Annotated in this window: 16 protein-coding genes; 14 read left to right on the top strand and 2 right to left on the bottom strand. The window is 72.3% G+C overall.

All coding sequences use genetic code 11. The features are described from left to right. Positions 1–14: 14 nt before the first annotated feature. Complete coding sequence (locus tag OKJ99_RS19070; RefSeq protein WP_326017871.1) at positions 15–236, bottom strand: ferredoxin; 222 nt, start codon at positions 234–236, stop codon at positions 15–17. 38 nt (positions 237–274) lie between these two features. Continuing rightward, the gene (locus OKJ99_RS19065; protein WP_326017869.1) at positions 275–1,438 is read right to left on the bottom strand and encodes a Rieske 2Fe-2S domain-containing protein; all 1,164 of its coding nucleotides are present in this window, start codon (positions 1,436–1,438) and stop codon (positions 275–277) included. A gap of 178 nt (positions 1,439–1,616) precedes the next feature. Here OKJ99_RS19065 and OKJ99_RS19060 point away from each other — a divergent pair, with 178 nt between their 5' ends. The 14 genes from OKJ99_RS19060 to OKJ99_RS18995 all read left to right on the top strand — a co-directional run bounded on the left by OKJ99_RS19060 (position 1,617) and on the right by OKJ99_RS18995 (position 16,574). Continuing rightward, positions 1,617–2,366 (top strand): SDR family NAD(P)-dependent oxidoreductase, encoded by a 750-nt coding sequence (locus tag OKJ99_RS19060; RefSeq protein ID WP_326017867.1) that lies wholly within the window; start codon positions 1,617–1,619, stop codon positions 2,364–2,366. Positions 2,367–2,565: 199 nt separating this feature from the next. Beyond that, positions 2,566–3,726 carry a steroid 3-ketoacyl-CoA thiolase gene (locus tag OKJ99_RS19055; RefSeq protein ID WP_326017865.1) on the top strand — a complete coding sequence of 387 codons (1,161 nt, stop codon included), beginning with the start codon at positions 2,566–2,568 and terminating at the stop codon, positions 3,724–3,726. A 9-nt stretch (positions 3,727–3,735) separates the two neighbouring features. Next, entirely contained in the window at positions 3,736–5,949 is a 2,214-nt protein-coding gene (locus tag OKJ99_RS19050) for an acyl-CoA dehydrogenase (protein ID WP_326017863.1), read from the top strand. A gap of 48 nt (positions 5,950–5,997) precedes the next feature. Continuing rightward, on the top strand, positions 5,998–6,888 hold the full coding sequence (locus OKJ99_RS19045) for a MaoC/PaaZ C-terminal domain-containing protein (RefSeq protein ID WP_326017861.1): 891 nt from the start codon (positions 5,998–6,000) through the stop codon (positions 6,886–6,888). Then, positions 6,885–7,520 (top strand): PaaI family thioesterase, encoded by a 636-nt coding sequence (locus tag OKJ99_RS19040; protein WP_326017859.1) that lies wholly within the window; start codon positions 6,885–6,887, stop codon positions 7,518–7,520. The genes OKJ99_RS19045 and OKJ99_RS19040 overlap by 4 nt, the downstream gene beginning before the upstream one ends. Positions 7,521–7,595: 75 nt before the next feature. Then, the gene (locus OKJ99_RS19035; RefSeq protein WP_326017857.1) at positions 7,596–8,357 is read left to right on the top strand and encodes an SDR family NAD(P)-dependent oxidoreductase; all 762 of its coding nucleotides are present in this window, start codon (positions 7,596–7,598) and stop codon (positions 8,355–8,357) included. Between the two features lie 17 nt (positions 8,358–8,374). Beyond that, on the top strand, positions 8,375–10,030 hold the full coding sequence (locus OKJ99_RS19030; RefSeq protein WP_326017855.1) for an AMP-binding protein: 1,656 nt from the start codon (positions 8,375–8,377) through the stop codon (positions 10,028–10,030). Between the two features lie 35 nt (positions 10,031–10,065). Beyond that, positions 10,066–11,232 (top strand): acyl-CoA dehydrogenase family protein, encoded by a 1,167-nt coding sequence (locus OKJ99_RS19025; protein WP_326017853.1) that lies wholly within the window; start codon positions 10,066–10,068, stop codon positions 11,230–11,232. Beyond that, positions 11,229–12,215: a bifunctional MaoC family dehydratase N-terminal/OB-fold nucleic acid binding domain-containing protein gene (locus OKJ99_RS19020; RefSeq protein WP_326017851.1), complete on the top strand. Its 987-nt coding sequence runs from the start codon at positions 11,229–11,231 to the stop codon at positions 12,213–12,215. Before OKJ99_RS19025 ends, OKJ99_RS19020 begins: the two co-directional genes overlap by 4 nt. Continuing rightward, the gene (locus OKJ99_RS19015) at positions 12,215–13,345 is read left to right on the top strand and encodes an acyl-CoA dehydrogenase family protein (protein WP_326017849.1); all 1,131 of its coding nucleotides are present in this window, start codon (positions 12,215–12,217) and stop codon (positions 13,343–13,345) included. The genes OKJ99_RS19020 and OKJ99_RS19015 overlap by 1 nt, the downstream gene beginning before the upstream one ends. Beyond that, positions 13,342–13,776 carry a MaoC family dehydratase gene (locus OKJ99_RS19010; protein WP_326017847.1) on the top strand — a complete coding sequence of 145 codons (435 nt, stop codon included), beginning with the start codon at positions 13,342–13,344 and terminating at the stop codon, positions 13,774–13,776. The genes OKJ99_RS19015 and OKJ99_RS19010 overlap by 4 nt, the downstream gene beginning before the upstream one ends. Further along, a complete protein-coding gene (locus OKJ99_RS19005) occupies positions 13,773–14,954 on the top strand; it encodes a lipid-transfer protein (protein WP_326017845.1) in 1,182 nt (393 codons plus the stop codon). Before OKJ99_RS19010 ends, OKJ99_RS19005 begins: the two co-directional genes overlap by 4 nt. Next, entirely contained in the window at positions 14,951–15,799 is an 849-nt protein-coding gene (locus OKJ99_RS19000) for a MaoC/PaaZ C-terminal domain-containing protein (RefSeq protein ID WP_326017843.1), read from the top strand. Before OKJ99_RS19005 ends, OKJ99_RS19000 begins: the two co-directional genes overlap by 4 nt. Further along, positions 15,792–16,574, top strand: a complete 783-nt coding sequence (locus tag OKJ99_RS18995; RefSeq protein WP_326017841.1) for a 2-keto-4-pentenoate hydratase — start codon at positions 15,792–15,794, stop codon at positions 16,572–16,574. Before OKJ99_RS19000 ends, OKJ99_RS18995 begins: the two co-directional genes overlap by 8 nt. Positions 16,575–16,701: the final 127 nt, after the last annotated feature.

Below are 16,701 nucleotides of genomic sequence, written 5' to 3'. Positions count from 1 at the left end.
TCGCCAACGGTGTTTCAGGGCTCCCGGTCGTCGTCGATCACGGGGAGTGTCCCGCTCAGGGCGGCCTCCCGGATGCTCGCCGTCAGTGCTCCGCAGGCCTGGAAGCCGGGCCGGCCCGCCGGGCGCTCGGCGCAGCGGCGCACTGCCTCCCCGTCCCACTGGACGCTGGTCTGGTGCCAGCTGCTCTTTCGTACCAGCACACCGGCGCCGCACGTCGTGCACGACAGGGGCCTCATCGGTATCCCGTCGGTGAGCCGGGGGTCCGCGGGCGGCATCAGAGCGCCGGGCTCTTCGCCGCGGCGTCCCGGCGGGCGAGGTTCGCGTCGACCTCGCGCTGCCACGCCTCGACGGGCCGCGTGGTGTCGAGCTCGAATTCGAACCGGTCCGTCATCTCCGGGCGCACCTGGTCCACGTCCACGTAGAACTGCTCGTACCAGCGCCGCAGTTGGTAGACCGGCCCGTCCTCCTCGCACAAGAGAGGGTTGTCGATCCGGGTCTTGCTCTTCCAGATCTGGATGTCCTGCTCGAAGCCCAGCTTGATGAACTCGGCCATGCCCCGGGCGAGACGGTCGGCCTCCTCGGCCGCCAGGGTGTCATTGCGCTCGACGATGATCCCGTACTGGAGCACGAACTTGTCGGCGCTGACCGGGTAGTGACAGTTGATCAGGATGCACTTCACGTCGCCGGTCGCGTACTCGTAGGTGAGGTCGTCGATCATGAAGGACGGGCCGTGGTAGGTGGCCTCCGACATGCTGCCGATGGTCTTGGGGCGGCTGCCGTCCTGCTCCTGCGGGCGGGCGTCGGGCCGGCCGGAGCCACGCATGTACTGGGTGGCGGTGTGTCCCTCGAAGACGTTCTTGAAGAACGTCGGGAACGAGTAGTGCACGTAGAAGAAGTGCGCCATGTCGACGACGTTGTCCACGACTTCACGGCAGTTGGCGTCGACCTCGGTCTCGTACCAGACCCAGTCGGTCCACTCGTCGCTGGTGGCGCCCTCGATGCGGGGGATCGCGACGTCGGCGGGCGGCGGATTGCCCTCGGGGTCGTTCCAGACGAAGAGCATGCCGTCCTGGTCGAGCGTCGGCCAGGAGGCGGTGCGGGCCCGCAGCGGGACGCGCTTGGAGTACGGGATCTGGGTGCAGCGGCCGTTGCCGCCCCAGCGCCAGTCATGGAAGGGGCATGCGACCTGGTCGCCCTTGACGGTGCCCTGGGAGAGGTCGCCGCCCATGTGGCGGCAGTAGGCGTCCAGGACGTGGAGCGCCCCGTCACCGCTCTGGAACACGACGAGCTTCTGCCCGAAGGCCCGCACGGAGTGCGGCTTGCCGTCCCTGAACTTCTCGGCGAGACCCAGGCAGTGCCACCCGCGTGCGAAGCGCGTCGGTGCCGCCTCGGCCTCGATGGACCGTACCGCGTCCTGCTCTGACTCGACTGCGCTCACGTTCGACTCATCCCCTTAACCCTGACCACGAGATGTCTGCACGATCGGGACGCTAGGCCGGGCCCCGCCGCCGCACGGCGGCCAGTCCCACTGACCGGAACCGGCCGTCCGGGCACGGAGTGCGCGGCCGGTAGCGTCCGCCGCTCCGTGCTCAGGGAACCCGGAAGGAAGTGGCGTGATGCATCGGTTCGAGGGCGTGCGGGTCCTGCTCACCGGAGGTGGCTCCGGCATCGGCCGTGCCACCGCGGTGCGGCTGGTGGCGGAAGGGGCGGAGGTCTTCGCCGTCGACCTGTCGAAGGAGGGTCTTGAGGCGACGGTGGCGGCCTGTTCCGGGGCTGGACGGATCGTCACGCACCGCGCGGACGTGGGCGACGAGACGGCCGTGGTGGAGGCCGTGGGCGCGGCCGTCGCGGCGCTCGGCGGCATCGACGTCCTCGTGAACGTGGCCGGGATCCACCGCGCCACCCCGATCGACCGGCTGACCGTCGAGGACCTGAACCGGCTCTTCACCGTCAACACGGTGGGCACCGCCCTGTTCTGCCGCGAGGCGCTGCGCCAGCTGCCCGACGGCACGGGCGTGATCGTCAACGTGGCGTCCACCGCGGCCGCGCACGGCAATCCGTACATGACCGCGTACGCGGCGTCCAAGGGCGCCGTCCTCGGCTTCTCGCTGTCCCTGGCCGCCGAGGTGGCACACCGGGGCATCCGGGTCGTGCCCGTCTCGCCCGGCACGGTGCGCACCCCGCTCACCGCGAACCCGCGGGTTCTGCCGGACGACCTCGACACGAGCTATTACGCGCGGATCCGCCCGCCGCTGGGCGCCGCCGAACCGGAGCAGATCGCCGGGGTGATCGCCTTCGCCGCGTCCAGGGACGGGAGTTACCTGACCGGCGCCGAACTCAGGGTCGACGGCGGGTCGCACATCTGAGGGCGGGTACGTGCGGGCGGCGGGCCGCCGACCACTGAGTGGGACTCGACCTTGCCCCGAACGAGAACGAATTCTAATTTTCGGGGGTGGCGCGGCGCTCCCCTCCCGGAGCGACCGTGTCAGCCACGGTCCGCCCGGGCCGCGGCCGGTCGGACTCGCGCGTCCCGGCGTGCGAGCGCCTCACCCCCTACGGAGAACCATGGCCGAGGCCGTCATCGTCGACGCCGCGCGCACGCCGGTCGGCCGGCGCCGCGGCGCCCTGTCCACCCTGCACCCCGCGCGGCTCCTCGGTCATGTGCAGCGCGGGCTCATCGAGCGCTCCGGTCTCGCGCCGGACGTGGTCGAGCAGGTGATCGGCGGGTGTGTCACCCAGGCCGGCGAGCAGTCCAACAACGTCACCCGCAGCGCCTGGCTGTACTCCGGACTGCCGTACACCACCGCCTGCACGTCCATCGACTGCGCCTGCGGGTCGTCGCAGCAGGCCGTGCACCTGACCGCCGGGCTCATCGAGGCCGGTGCGATCGACGTCGGCATCGGCTGTGGTGTGGAGGCGATGAGCCGGGTCTTCCTCGGGCAGGCGCTCACCCCCGGGACCGGTTCGCCGATGCCGGAGGGTGTCGACCTCGACATGCCGGACCAGTTCAGCGCGGCCGAGCGGATCGCCGTCAAGCGCGGCATCACCCGCGCCGAGGCGGACGCCTTCGGCGTCGCCTCGCAGCGCAAGGCCGCGACCGCCTGGGCCGAGGGCCGTTTCGACGGGCAGATCATCGAGATCGACGCGCCCGTCCACGGCCCCGAAGGGCCGACCGGGCAGACCGTGCGGGTCACCCGTGACGAAGGCCTGCGGGACACCACGCTGGAGAAGGTCGCCGAGCTCAAGCCCGTTCTGCCCGACGGTATCCACACCGCCGCCAACTCCTCCCAGATCAGCGACGGCGCCGCCGGCGTCCTGCTGATGAGCCGCGAGAAGGCCGATTCGCTCGGGCTGCGCCCCCGCGCCCGCATCGTCAGCTCCGGAATGGTCGGCTCGGACCCGTACTACCACCTGGACGGGCCGGTGGAGGCAACCACCCACGTGCTGCGCCGGGCCGGGATGAAGCTGAGTGACATCGACCTCGTCGAGATCAACGAGGCCTTCGCCTCGGTGGTGCTGTCCTGGGCGCGGGTCCACGACCCCGACATGGACAAGGTCAATGTCAACGGCGGCGCCATCGCCCTCGGCCACGCCGTCGGCTCCACCGGTGCCCGGCTCATCACCCAGGCCGTGAACGAACTCGAACGCACCGACCGGTCCACCGCCCTGATCACCATGTGCGCCGGCGGCGCGCACTCCACCGCCACCATCATCGAACGCATCTGAGGGGGCGTCATGACCATCGGCCTCACCGAGGAACACCGCGACCTGCGGGACGCCGTCCGCACCTTCACGGACCGGCACATCACACCGGACGCGCTCCGGCGCGCCGTGGACGCGAAGGAAGAGACACTCCCGGCGTACTGGGAGGAGATCGCCGCGCAGGGCCTGCTGGGTCTGCACCTGCCCGAGGAGCACGGCGGATCCGGCTTCGGTCTGCTCGAACTCGCCGTCGTCACAGAGGAGTTGGGTAGGGCCCTGACCCCTGGCCCGTTCCTGCCGAGCACGCTCGCCGCCGCGATCCTGCACCGGGCCGGGCACACCGCCCACCTCGCCGACCTCGCCCACGGCCGACTCGTCGGCGCCGTCGGCCTCGGTGCCGGAACGCTCACCCTGACCCGTGCCACGGACGGCACGGCCCGCGTGGCCGGTGACACCGAACTCGTCGTGGGAGGCCACCTCGCCGACCTCTTCGTCGTCCCGGCCCGGGAGGGTGACCGGTTCACCTGGATCGTGCTGCCGCGCGCCGCCGTCGCGGTGGAGAACCTCGCGAGCCACGACCTCACCCGGCGCTCGTCCCGGCTCGGCGTGCGGGAGGTGACCGTCGCAGCCACGGACATCCTCGCCGTCGACGCGTACCTTCCGTTCGATCTGGCCGCCACCCTGTTCGCCGCCGAGGCCTCGGGCATCGCCGACCGCTGTGTCACCGCCGCAGCCGACTACGCCCGCGTACGGGAGCAGTTCGGGCGGCCCATCGGCCAGTTCCAGGGCGTCAAGCACCGGTGCGCCCGCATGCTCGCCCGCGCCGAACAGGCCAGGGCCTGCGCCTGGGACGCGGCCCGCGCCCACGACCCCGCCGCGGACACCGACCCGCGCGAGGCGGAACTCGCCGCGGCCGTCGCCGCGGCGACCAGCATCGAGGCGGGCTTCACCACGGCCAAGGACTGCATCCAGGTCCTCGGCGGCATCGGCTTCACCTGGGAGCACGACGCCCACCTCGCCCTGCGCCGGGCCCAGACCCTGCGGGTCACCCTCGGGAACACCGCGCACTGGCAGCGCCGGGTCGCCCGACTCACGATGGCCGGCGCCCGCAGGGATCTGTCGGTCGAGCTGCCGCCCGAGGCGGAGCCGGTCCGCGCGGAGATCCGGGCCGAACTCGCCCTGGCGGCAAGCCTGGAAGGCAAGGAACGCGCGACCCGGCTCGCCGACGACGGCTACACCGCGCCCCATCTGCCCGCCCCCTGGGGCAAGGGCGCGGACCCGGTCACGCAGCTCGTCATCGCCGAGGAACTGCGGGACGCGGAACTCACCCCCGTAGACATGATCATCGGTGGCTGGGTGGTGCCGACGCTCATCGAGCACGGGAACGCCGCGCAGAAGGAGCGCTTCCTCGGCCCGAGCCTGCGCGGCGACATCGTCTGGTGCCAGCTGTTCAGCGAACCCGGGGCGGGCTCCGACCTCGCCGCCCTGAGCACCCGCGCCGAGAAGACCGACGGCGGCTGGCGGATCAGCGGACAGAAGGTGTGGACGTCCATGGCCCGCGACGCCCACTGGGGCGTCCTGATCGCCCGCACCGACGCCGACGTGCCGAAGCACAAGGGGCTTTCGTACTTCATCCTCGACATGACGAGCCCCGGCCTCGACATCAGGCCGCTGCGGCAGATCACCGGCGAGGCCGAGTTCAACGAGGTCTTCCTCGACGACGTGTTCGTCCCCGACGAACTGCTCGTCGCACAGCCCGGCGACGGCTGGCGACTCGCCCGCACCACCCTCGCCAACGAGCGTGTCGCCCTCGCCGGCGACACCGTCGGCTCCGGCGCCCAGACCCTCCTGGAGATGGCCGCCGCCACCCCCGGCATCGTCGACGAGACCCGGCTCACCGAACTCGGCGCCGCCCTCTGCGACGGCCAGTCGGGGGCGCTGCTCGGCCTGCGCACGACCCTGCGCTCGGTCGCGGGGGGACAGCCGGGAGCGGAAGCGAGCATCGCCAAGCTCCTCGGCGTCGAACACCAGCAGCAGGTGTGGGAGATGTGCGTGGAGTGGCAGGGCCCCGCCGCGCTGACCGGACAGGGCCGTCGCCACGACCCCACCTGGATGTTCCTCAACTCCCGCTGCATGTCCATCGCGGGCGGCACCACGGAGGTCCAGCTGAACATCATCGGCGAACGCATCCTCGGCCTCCCGCGCGACCCCCAACCAGTGCCGGGAGAGCGCGCCCGCCGCGCCTGATCCCACCCCCCCCCGCTCCCCACCGCCCCAGCCTGAGAAAGGCCGTCCATGCCCATCGACCGGCACAAGGCGCTCACCGCCGAGCCGACCTCACGCACCATCAGCTGGAGCACCCGTGACGTGCTCCTGTACCACCTCAGCCTGGGCGCGGGAGCCGGACCGGGCGCCGACCCCGAGCTCCACCTCACCTACGAACGCGGACTGGCGGTCCTGCCGACCTTCGCGATGGTCGCAGGCACCGGGCCCTCGGCCGGCGACGCCCCCGTGGACGTCGACGCGATGCCCGGCATCGACATCGACCTGCGGTCGATGCTGCACGCCGGACAGGAACTCGCCGTCCACCGGCCACTGCCCGCGTCCGGCACCGCGACCCTCACCTCACGCGTCGCCGACGTCTGGGACAAGGGCAAGGCCGCCCTCGTCGTCCTCGTCTCGGAGGCCACCGACGGCGACGGCGCCGCCCTGTGGACCAGCACCACGCGCATCTGGGCCAGAGGAGAAGGCGGCTTCGGCGGCGAACCGGGCCCCGAGGAGACCACGACCGAACCCGGGCGACCGGCGGACCTGGTCATCGACACCCCCACCACCCCGAGCCAGGCCCTGCTGTACCGCCTCAACGGCGACCTCAACCCCCTGCACGCCGACCCGGAGTTCGCGCGCGCCGTCGGCTTCGACCGGCCGATCCTGCACGGCCTCGCCTCGTACGGAGTGGTCGGCAAGGCCCTGGTCGACGGCCTCCTCGACGGTGACGTGACGCGCCTTGAGGGCCTGTCCGCAAGGTTCGCGGGCATCCTGACGCCCGGCGAGACGATCCGCACCTCGGTGTGGCGCGAGACGGGTGAGGAAGCCGGGACCGAACGGCTGCTGCTCCGGGCCACCTGCCCGGAGCGGGACGACGCCCCGGTGCTCACCCACGCCACCGCGACGGTGCGGGCATGAGCGCCGGTACGCGGGAGACGGCGGGGCCCCCGCTGGTCGCCGCCCCGCACCAGGACGGCGTGGACGCCGCGGTGGCCGCCGCCCGCCGAGTGGTCGAGGCGCTGCTCGCCGCGGGCGACGACACCTCCCTCGACATGGGAGCCGTCGCCGCGCAACTGCACGCCGTCGCGGACACCCTGGAGGAGCACGCCCCCGAGCGGACCCGGCGCCTGGCCCGGATGTGGGAGGGGGAGGGCGTGAACCGGCACGACCCCGTCACCGGGCCCGAGAACGCCCTGGCCCCGCCGCTCACCCTGCACGGCGTCGACGACGGGTCGATCACCGGCACGGTCACCCTCGGCCTGCCGTACCAGGGCCCGCCAGGACACGTCCACGGCGGCATCTCCGCCCTGCTGCTCGACCACACCCTCGGCGTGGCCAACCACTGGGGCGGCCCCTCGGGCATGACAGCCGAGCTGACCCTGCGCTACCGCCGCCCCACCCCGCTGTTCGAACCGCTCACCATCACGGGCCGTCAGGTGTCCGTGGACGGGCGGCGGATCAGGACCGTGGGCGCCATCTCGGCCGGCGGCAAGGAGTGCGTCACGGCCGAGGGCCTGTTCATCACCAAGGAGCTGCCCCGGCCGCAGTGAGCGCACGGCCCGGGCACCGGCTCCGGCCGACATCGACTGAGACCAACTGAGATCAACAACAAGAAGGGGAACCCGATGGGAAGCCTCGACGGCAGGGTCGCGCTCATCACCGGAGCAGGGCAGGGCGTGGGCCGGGGCATCGCCCTCGCGCTCGCGGCCGAGGGCGCCGCGATCGCCGCACTCGGCCGCACCGAGGGTAAATTGATCACGGTCTGCGAGGAGCTGCGCGCCCGCGGAGTCCGGGCGAAGCCCTTCGTCCTCGATGTGCTCGACACCGCACGCATCCCGGAGATGGTCGAGGCCGTCGCCGAACGTCTCGGCGGCATCGACATCCTCGTCAACAACGCCTACAGCGGCTCCTACGGTCCGCTGCTCACGATGAGCGACGCCGACTTCGAGAAGGGCTTCCGCAGCGGCCCGTTCGCCGCGTTCGCCCTCATGAAGGCCTGCCACCCGTACCTGAAGAGGAACGGCGGCGGATCCGTGATCAATCTCGTCACCTCCGCCATGGTCCGCTGGGACCTGCGCACCTATGGCGCCTACGCCGCGGCCAAGGTGGCGCTGCGCTCCCTGACCAGGACCGCCGCGGGCGAGTGGGGCCGCGACGGCATCCGTGTCAACGCCATCGCCCCGCACGCCACTTCACCGGCGTACGCGGGGTGGCAGGCCAAGCACCCCGAGGAGGCCGAGGAGTTCTGCGCCTCCATCCCGCTCGGCTACGTCGGCGACTGCGAACAGGACATCGGCCGTGCCGTCGTCATGCTCTGCGGCCCCGACGCCCGCTACCTCACCGGCGCCACCGTCCCGCTGGACGGCGGGCAGGCCAACTTCGACTGACACAGGGGTAACCGACCGTGCCACACCAGACCATCGCCGACCTGTTGCTCGCCCGTGTCGGGGACGACCACATGGGGCTGCGCACCCGCGAACGCGCCTGGGCCTGGGACGAGGTCGTCCGCGAGAGCGCCGCCCGCGCCGCCTGGGCGCGCGAGCTGCGCGTGGACGGCCCGTTCCACATCGGCGTACTCCTCGACAACGTGCCGGAGTACGTCTTCTGGCTGGGCGCCGCCGCACTGGGCGGGGCGGCCGTCGTCGGCATCAACCCGACGCGCCGCGGCGCCGAGCTGGAACGCGAAGTCCGGCACACCGACTGCCAGTTGATCGTCACCGACCGCGCCGGAATGAAGCTGCTCGACGGCCTCGACGTCGGGGTCGCACGGGACCGTTTCCTCGTGGTCGACGACCCCGGCCACACACACGAGGCCGCCGCGCACGCGGCGGAGCCGGCCCGGGACCCGGACGTCACCGCCACCACACCCATGCTTCTCCTGCTCACCTCGGGCACCACCGGCACCTCCAAGGCGGCCATCTGCTCGCAGGGGCGGCTCGCCGGGCTCGGCGCGGCCAACAGCGCCAAGTACGACATCAGCAGGACCGACATCTGCTACTGCCCGATGCCGCTCTTCCACGGCAACGCGCTCATGGCGCTGTGGGCCCCCGCACTCACCGTCGGCGCCACCGTCGCCCTCACCGACACGTTCTCCGCCTCCGGATTCCTGCCCGACGTCCGGCACTTCTCCGCGACCTTCTTCACGTACGTCGGCAAGGCGATCAGCTACATCCTGGCCCAGCCCGAGTCGCCCCAGGACGGCGACAACGTCCTCACCCATGCCTTCGGCACCGAGGCGTCCCCGGAGGACGCCGCCGCCTTCCGGCGCCGCTTCGGCTGCAAGCTCGTCGAGGGCTACGGATCGAGCGAGGGGGCCGGCATGCTGCGGCGCGCCCCGGACGCCCCGACGGGCGCGCTCGGCGTCCCGGCGCGTGACGGCGTGCGCATCGTCCACCCCGAGCGCCGCACGACGTGCCCCGCCGCCGTGCTGGACGCGCACGGCCGGGTGCTGAACCCCGAGGAGGCCATCGGCGAGATCGTCGACACCGAGGGAGCCGCCCGCTTCGAGGGCTACTACAACAACGAGGCCGCCAACGCCGAACGCGTGCGGCACGGCTGGTACTGGACAGGTGACCTCGGCTACGTCGACGAGTCCGGCTACTTCTACTTCGCGGGCCGCTCCGGCGACTGGATCCGGGTCGACGGTGAGAACACCTCCGCGCTGCTCACCGAGCGCGTCCTGCGCCGCCACCCGCGCGTCCTCGCCGCCGGTGTCTTCGGCGTCCCCGACCCGCGCTCCGGCGACCAGGTGATGGCGGCCGTCGAGATACCGGAGGGGATCCGGTTCGAGGACCTGGACCTGCCGGAGTTCCTCGCCCGCCAGGAGGACCTCGGGACGAAGGGCGCGCCCCGCTACGTCCGGGTGTCGCACGCCCTGCCGACGACCGGCTCCAACAAGCTGCGCAAGAAGGAGATGCAGCTGGAGGGCTGGCGCACCGACGACCCCGTCTACCACTGGGCGGGCCGCGGCGGCCCCACGTACGCCCTGATGAGCGACCTGGACAAGGCGGCCCTGCGCGACACGTTCCACGCGAACGGGCGCGCCCGCTTCCTTCCCTGACGTTCAGACAGTCACGCCCGACCGAGGAGAACCAGATGCATCTGCGCGAGAGCGCCGCGCAGCGCGAGCTGCGCCGTGAACTGAGGGCGTACTTCGCCTCCTTGATGCCCGAGGAGGAACGCCGCCGGGCAGGAGAGGAAGGCGTGGGCGGCAGCCGCTTCCGGGAGATCGTCGTGCGTCTCGGCGCCGACGGCTGGCTCGGCATCGGCTGGCCCACCGAGTACGGAGGACAGGGGCGCTCGGCCGAGGACCAGTACATCTTCTTCGACGAGGTCCAACGAGCAGGACTGCCCTTCCCGTTCGTCACGGTGAACACGGTGGGCCCCACCCTCATGGCGCAGGGATCGGAGGAACACAAGAAGCGCTTCCTGCCCGGAATCCTCGCCGGCGAGATCGTCTTCGCCATCGGCTACACCGAGCCGGAGGCCGGCACCGACCTCGCCTCGCTGAGTACCCGGGCGCGCCGCGACGGCGACTCCTTCGTCGTGGACGGCAGCAAGATCTTCACCAGCGGCGCCAACACGGCCGACTACATCTGGCTCGCCGCCCGCACCGACCCGGACGCCCCCAAGCACAAGGGCATCTCGATCCTGATCGTGCCGACCGACGCCGAAGGATTCTCCTGGAGCCCACTGCCGACCGTGGGCGGCATGGTCGTCACCGCGACCTACTACAGCGGCATCAGGATCCCCGCCGAGGACGTCGTGGGCGAGGTAGACGGCGGCTGGCGGCTCATCACCGCCCAGCTCAACCACGAGCGGATCGGTCTCGCGGCGCTCGGCGGGCGCATGATCCAGCTCAGGGAGCGGGTCCTGGCCTGGGCCAGGGGCAACGGAACCTACGAACTCCCTTGGGTACGCGAGGAGTTCGCCCGCACCCACGCCCGTCTGGAGGCGATGCGGCTGATGAACTGGAAGATGACGGCCGCGGTCGCCAACGGCACGCTGACGGGCGCCGACGCCGGCGCCACGAAGGTGTACGGCACGGAGACGCACATCGACGTGCAGCGCTCACTCACCCAGATCCTCGGCGCCGCCGGACGGATCAGGCCCGAGTCACCGGGCGCCGCCCTCGCGGGACAGGTGGAACAGCTCTCCCGGCAGGGCATCGTGAACACCTTCGGCGGCGGTGTCAACGAGATCCTTCGCGACATGGTCGCCACCCAGGGCCTCGGACTGCCCCGGGCGGGGCGTGGCGCATGACATCCGACGACACTGGTGAACTGCCCGACTACGAAAAGCGCTTGCTGGCCTTCGTCGGAAGGGAACTGGCCGCGCGCACCCCGGGACCCGACCCGGTGAACGAGCCGATGATCAGGCACTGGGCCGCCGCCATGGGTGACACCAACCCCGTCTACACCGATGCGGCGGCGGCGCGGGCCACGGGCCGCGCGGACGTGGTGGCCCCCGCGTCCATGTGCCAGGCATGGACGATGCGCGGCTACGGGACAGTGGCCGCAGCCGCCGACGACGGGCGGCGCGGCTTCGACGAACTCGTCGAGCTGCTCGACGAGGGCGGCTACACCTCGGTGGTCGCGACCGACTCCGACTTCGAGTTCCTGCGCGAACTGGCCCCCGGCGACCGGGTCGCCGTGCGCGAGGTCGTCGAGTCGATCTCGCCTCAGAAGCGCACCGGCCTCGGCACCGGACGGTTCGTGACGACCGTGAAGACGTACACCGACCAGGACGAGAAGACCGTCGCGACGCAGCGCTGGCGCACCCTGCGCTTCCGGCCCACCGGGCCCGAGGCGGCAGACACCGCTGCCACCGCCCCGAAGGCCCCGCGCCCCCGCCCCGCCGTCAACCGGGACAACGCCTTCTGGTTCGAGGGCGCGCGCGAACACCGCCTGCTCATCCAGCGCTGCGCCTCCTGCGCGGCGCTGCGCCACCCGCCGGGACCCTGCTGTCCCGCCTGCGGATCCGTCGAGTGGGACACCGTCGAGTCCGCCGGGCGAGGTGAGGTGTACAGCTTCGTGGTGAACCACCACCCCCGGCATCCCGCTTTCGACTTCCCGCACGTCGTAGCCGTCGTCGCGCTGGAGGAGGGCACCCGGCTCATCGCCAACCTCACCGGCGTCAAGCCCGAGGACGTGACGGTCGGCATGCGGGTGGTCCTCGACTGGCTCGACGCCGACCCCGACCTGACCCTGCCGGTCTTCCGGCCCGCCGACGCGGAGGCCAACTGATGGATTTCTCCCTGGGAGAAGAGCTCGAAGCCGTACGGGACCTGGCACGGGAGATCTTCACCGACCGCACGTCCCCCGAGCGGCTGCGCGCCGTGGAAACCTCACGGAGCCGCGTCGACGAGCGGCTGTGGACGGACCTCGCCGACGCCGGACTGATCGGCGCCGCACTGCCCGAAGGCGTGGGCGGGGCCGGCCTGGGACCGGCGGGACTGTGCGTGCTCCTGGAGGAGCAGGGGCGCAGCGTGGCACCCGTGCCCCTGTGGTCGACCCTGGTGGGTGCGCTCGCCGTCGCCGCGCACGGCGACGCCCGCACCCGCGCCCTGCTGCTGCCGCCGCTGGTCGCGGGCACGGCCCGACTGGCCCTGGCCCTTGAGGAGTTCGGCCCGGCCGACCCGCTGACGCCCCGGACGGTCGCCGCGCCGGCCCCGGCGGACGCCGCGCCCTGGCGGCTGACCGGACACAAGGCCGCCGTGCCCGGCCCGACCGGCGCCTCCCACGTCCTGGTCAGCGCCGACACGGGGGCCGGCACCGGCCTCTTCCTCGTCGCCGCCGACGCCGCCGGGGTGTCCTGGGAGCACGCCGAGACGACCGACCGCGACCTGAGCGGGCACCTCACGCTCGACGCCGCGCCCGCCGAGGCGGTCGGCGCTCCAGGGCAGGGGACGGTCGAGTGGGCCGTGCGGCTCGCGCGCATCGCGCTCGCCGCGCTCCAACTCGGCGTAAATGAAGGGGCGTTGAGTCACGCGGCGGACCACCTGCGGGAGCGCAGGCAGTTCGGCCGCCCGCTCGCCACCTTCCAGGCGGTGCAGCACCAGCTGGCGGACTGCTACATCGACATCGACGCCCTGCGCGTCACCATGTGGCACGCGGTGGACGCCCTGTCCGACAGCGAGGCCACCGAAGGGGAGCAGGAGTCCGCCGCCCTCGTCGCCAACTGGTGGGCCTCGGAAGCGGGTCTGACCACCGTGCACCGGGTGCAGCACCTGCACGGCGGCATCGGCGTCGACACCGACTACCCGGTCCACCGGCACTTCCTGTGGGGGCGGCAGATCTCGTCCACCCTGGGCGGCGCCCGCGCCCAGCTCTCCCGGCTCGGCGACGTCCTGGCGGAACCGGCGGTGGCCTCGTGACGCCGCCGCCCACCCGGACGTACGAGCAGGTGGCCGTCGGCGAGCGGCTGCCCGACCTGGCGATCCCGCTGACCCGCACCCTGATCGTCGCCACGGCCCTCGCGGGCCGCGACTACCAGGACGTCCACCACGATCCCGAACTCGCCCGGCAGCGCGGCTCGAAGGACATCTTCATGAACATCCTGACCAGCAACGGACTGGTCGACCGTTACGTCACCGGCTGGGCGGGTCCGGCGGCCACCGTCACCGCGATCCGGATCCGGCTCGGCGCGCCCAACTACCCGGGGGACACGATGACGCTCAGCGGCGAGGTGCGCGCCCGGCACGACGACGGCCGCGTGGACATCGCCGTGACCGGCGCCAACAGCCTGGGCAACCATGTCACCGGCACCGTCACGGTGCGGCTGCCGAAGGAGGCGGCGCCGCGATGAGCACCCGTCCCCTGTCCGGTGCGGCGGCGATCGCCGGGATCGGTGCGACCGAGTTCTCCAAGAACTCCGGGCGCAGCGAACTCCAGCTCGCCTGCGAGGCGGTGCTCGCCGCGCTCACGGACGCCGGCCTCGCCCCGTCCGACGTCGACGGCCTGGTCACCTTCACCGCGGAGACCAACTCCGAGATCCACCTCGCCCGCAACCTGGGCATGGGGGAGCTGACCTTCTTCTCCCGGATCGGCTACGGCGGCGGCGCGGGCTGCGCCACCGTTCAGCAGGCAGCCATGGCGGTCGCCACCGGGGCCGCCGAGGTCGTCGTCTGCTACCGCGCGTTCAACGAACGCTCCGGCGAGCGCTACGGTCTCGGCCAGGCCGACCGGGCGATGGACACGACCGCCGACCGTGCCGCGTACGCGTGGATGACCCCGTTCGGGCTGAGCACCCCCGCCCAGTGGGTCGCCATGTTCGCCCGCCGCTACCTGCACGAATACGGCGCCACCAGCGAGGACTTCGGGCGAGTGGCCGTCGTTGACCGGGCGCACGCGGCGAACAACCCGGCGGCCTGGTTCCACGGCCGCCCCATCACCCTCGCCGACCACCAGGCCTCACGGTGGATCGCCGAGCCGCTGCGGCTGCTCGACTGCTGCCAGGAGACCGACGGCGGCCAGGCCCTCGTCATCGTCTCCGCCGAGCGGGCCCGTGACCTGCCCCACCCGCCCGCGGTGATCCGTGGCGCGTCCCAGGGTCTGGGCGAGGACCAGCACATGATGACGAGCTACTACCGCCCCTCCATCACCGGCATCCCGGAGCTGGGCCTGACCGGCCGTCAGCTCTACGCGCAGAGCGGTCTGTCCGCCGCCGACATGGATGCCGCGATCCTCTACGACCACTTCACCCCGCTGGTCCTGCCGCAACTGGAGGAACTCGGGTTCTGCGGCCGGGGTGAGGCGAAGGACTTCATCGCCGACGGCCACCTGGAACGAGCCGGCGCACTGCCGACCAACACCCACGGCGGGCAGCTCGGCGAGGCGTACCTGCACGGTATGAACGGCATCGCCGAAGGGGTCAGGCTCGTGCGCGGCACCTCGGTGAACCAGCCGGACGACGTCTCACACGTCGTCGTCACCGCCGGCACCGGCGTGCCCACCAGCGGACTGATCCTCGGCGCGGACCGGTGAACGTCTCCCCGTGGCGCGGCCACGACCTGGGCACCCGCACGGTCGCGTACACCGAACGCGATGCCATCCTCTACGCGTTGGCCGTGGGCGCGCCCGCGACCGCGCTCGACCTGGTCCACGAGGAGCGCCTGCGGGTGCTGCCCACCTTCGCTCTCACGCTCGCCCAGTGGGCCCCGGACGCCCTCGGCGCCCTCGGCGCGCTGGACGCCACCACCGCCGTGCACGGGGCCCAACACCTCGTGGTGCAACGGCCGTTGGACCCGGCAGGCGAGCTGACGACGCGGGCGCGGGTCACCGAGGTGTGGGACAAGGGCTCCGCCGCGGTCTTCGAGGTGGAGGTCAGCGCCGAGAGCTTCGTCGCCACCTGGTCGCTGTTCGCGCCCGGCGCGGGCGGGTTCGGCGGGGAGCGCGGTCCCGCGGCGCCGGCCCGTCCCGAGGGCGGCGCGGCACGCCACGTGAGCGTCGACACCCACGTCCGGCAGGCCGCCCTCTACCGGCTGCTCGGTGACCGCCACGCCATGCACATCGACCCGGCCGCGGCCCGCGCCGCCGGACAGCCCCGGCCCTTCCTGCACGGCCTGTGCGCGCTGGCCGCCACCACCCTGACCCTCGCGCCCGCGCTGGGCGCGCACCCGGCCGACCTGACGGAGCTGCGGGCCCGGTTCGCCGCGCCCGTCTTCCCGGGCGACCGGCTCGACGTGACGGCGCTCACCGACGGCGGCGGCGCGGCCCGCTTCGAGGCGTCGACCGACGGGCGCCGTGCCCTGTCGGGCGGCCGGGTCCGGTTCCACCCCGCCGCGAGCGCCGCCGAGCGGACCTTCCCGAAGGAGAACTCGCATGCTTGACACCGTGAGCCGTGCGGCCGCAGCCAACCTGCTGCGGGCCGCCGAGGACGACCGCAGCCCCATCGCCCCGCTCGTCGACACGTTCCCGGACATCGACGTCGTCGACGCCTACGAGATCCAACTCCTCGGCATTCGCCGCAGGTTGGCCGAGGGCGCGACGGTGCGCGGTCACAAGGTGGGGCTCTCCTCGAAGGTCATGCAGCGCATGATGGGCGTCGACGAACCGGACTACGGCCATCTGCTCGACGACATGGTGGTGACCGGGCCGACCATCGACACCTCCCGCTACTGCTTCCCCCGCATCGAGGTCGAGATCGGCTACGTCCTCGGCAAGTCCCTGCCAGGGGAGGGCTGCACGACCCAGGACGTCCTCGCCGCCACCGACCACATCGTGCCGGCCCTCGAACTCATCGACAGCCGGATCTCCGACTGGCGTATCGGCCTGGCCGACACCATCGCCGACAACGCCTCGTCGGCCGGTGTGATCCTGGGCGACGCGCGGGTGGCGCCGCGCGATCTGAACCCCGCGGACATCGAGGCGGTGCTGTACGAGGACGGTACGGAGATCGCCCGGGGGAACACCAACGCCGTCCTTGGCGACCCCACGGAGGCGGTGGCCTGGCTCGCCCGCAAGGTCGCCTCGTTCGGGGTGCGCCTGGAAGCCGGTCACCTGGTGCTGCCGGGTTCGTGCACGCGCGCGGTCGATGTGGGCCCGGGGAAGGAGTTCCGGGCCGACTTCGCAGGGCTCGGCTCCGTGTGCGCCCGGTTCGCGTAGTCGAGTCCGGTTCCATGGAGTGCGGCCCGCGCCCACTCAGCGGGACAGCCCCGCCGAAAAACTGAAACGAATACTAGTTTCGGACTCGCGGTGATCACCCCGAACGCCGCACTCCACTCACCGACAC

Origin of the sequence: Streptomyces endophyticus (genome assembly GCF_035798155.1) — a bacterium.
Taxonomy (GTDB): Bacteria; Actinomycetota; Actinomycetes; order Streptomycetales; family Streptomycetaceae; genus Streptomyces; species Streptomyces endophyticus.
This window is presented reverse-complemented; position numbering and strand designations above follow the sequence as displayed.

Coding starts and splice junctions, on each gene's coding strand:
- OKJ99_RS19070 (WP_326017871.1), bottom strand. CDS start 236: ATGAGGCCCCTGTCGTGCACGACGTGCGGCGCCGGTGTGCTGGTACGA.
- OKJ99_RS19060 (WP_326017867.1), top strand. CDS start 1,617: ATGCATCGGTTCGAGGGCGTGCGGGTCCTGCTCACCGGAGGTGGCTCC.
- OKJ99_RS19055 (WP_326017865.1), top strand. CDS start 2,566: ATGGCCGAGGCCGTCATCGTCGACGCCGCGCGCACGCCGGTCGGCCGG.
- OKJ99_RS19050 (WP_326017863.1), top strand. CDS start 3,736: ATGACCATCGGCCTCACCGAGGAACACCGCGACCTGCGGGACGCCGTC.
- OKJ99_RS19045 (WP_326017861.1), top strand. CDS start 5,998: ATGCCCATCGACCGGCACAAGGCGCTCACCGCCGAGCCGACCTCACGC.
- OKJ99_RS19040 (WP_326017859.1), top strand. CDS start 6,885: ATGAGCGCCGGTACGCGGGAGACGGCGGGGCCCCCGCTGGTCGCCGCC.
- OKJ99_RS19035 (WP_326017857.1), top strand. CDS start 7,596: ATGGGAAGCCTCGACGGCAGGGTCGCGCTCATCACCGGAGCAGGGCAG.
- OKJ99_RS19025 (WP_326017853.1), top strand. CDS start 10,066: ATGCATCTGCGCGAGAGCGCCGCGCAGCGCGAGCTGCGCCGTGAACTG.
- OKJ99_RS19020 (WP_326017851.1), top strand. CDS start 11,229: ATGACATCCGACGACACTGGTGAACTGCCCGACTACGAAAAGCGCTTG.
- OKJ99_RS19015 (WP_326017849.1), top strand. CDS start 12,215: ATGGATTTCTCCCTGGGAGAAGAGCTCGAAGCCGTACGGGACCTGGCA.
- OKJ99_RS19005 (WP_326017845.1), top strand. CDS start 13,773: ATGAGCACCCGTCCCCTGTCCGGTGCGGCGGCGATCGCCGGGATCGGT.
- OKJ99_RS18995 (WP_326017841.1), top strand. CDS start 15,792: ATGCTTGACACCGTGAGCCGTGCGGCCGCAGCCAACCTGCTGCGGGCC.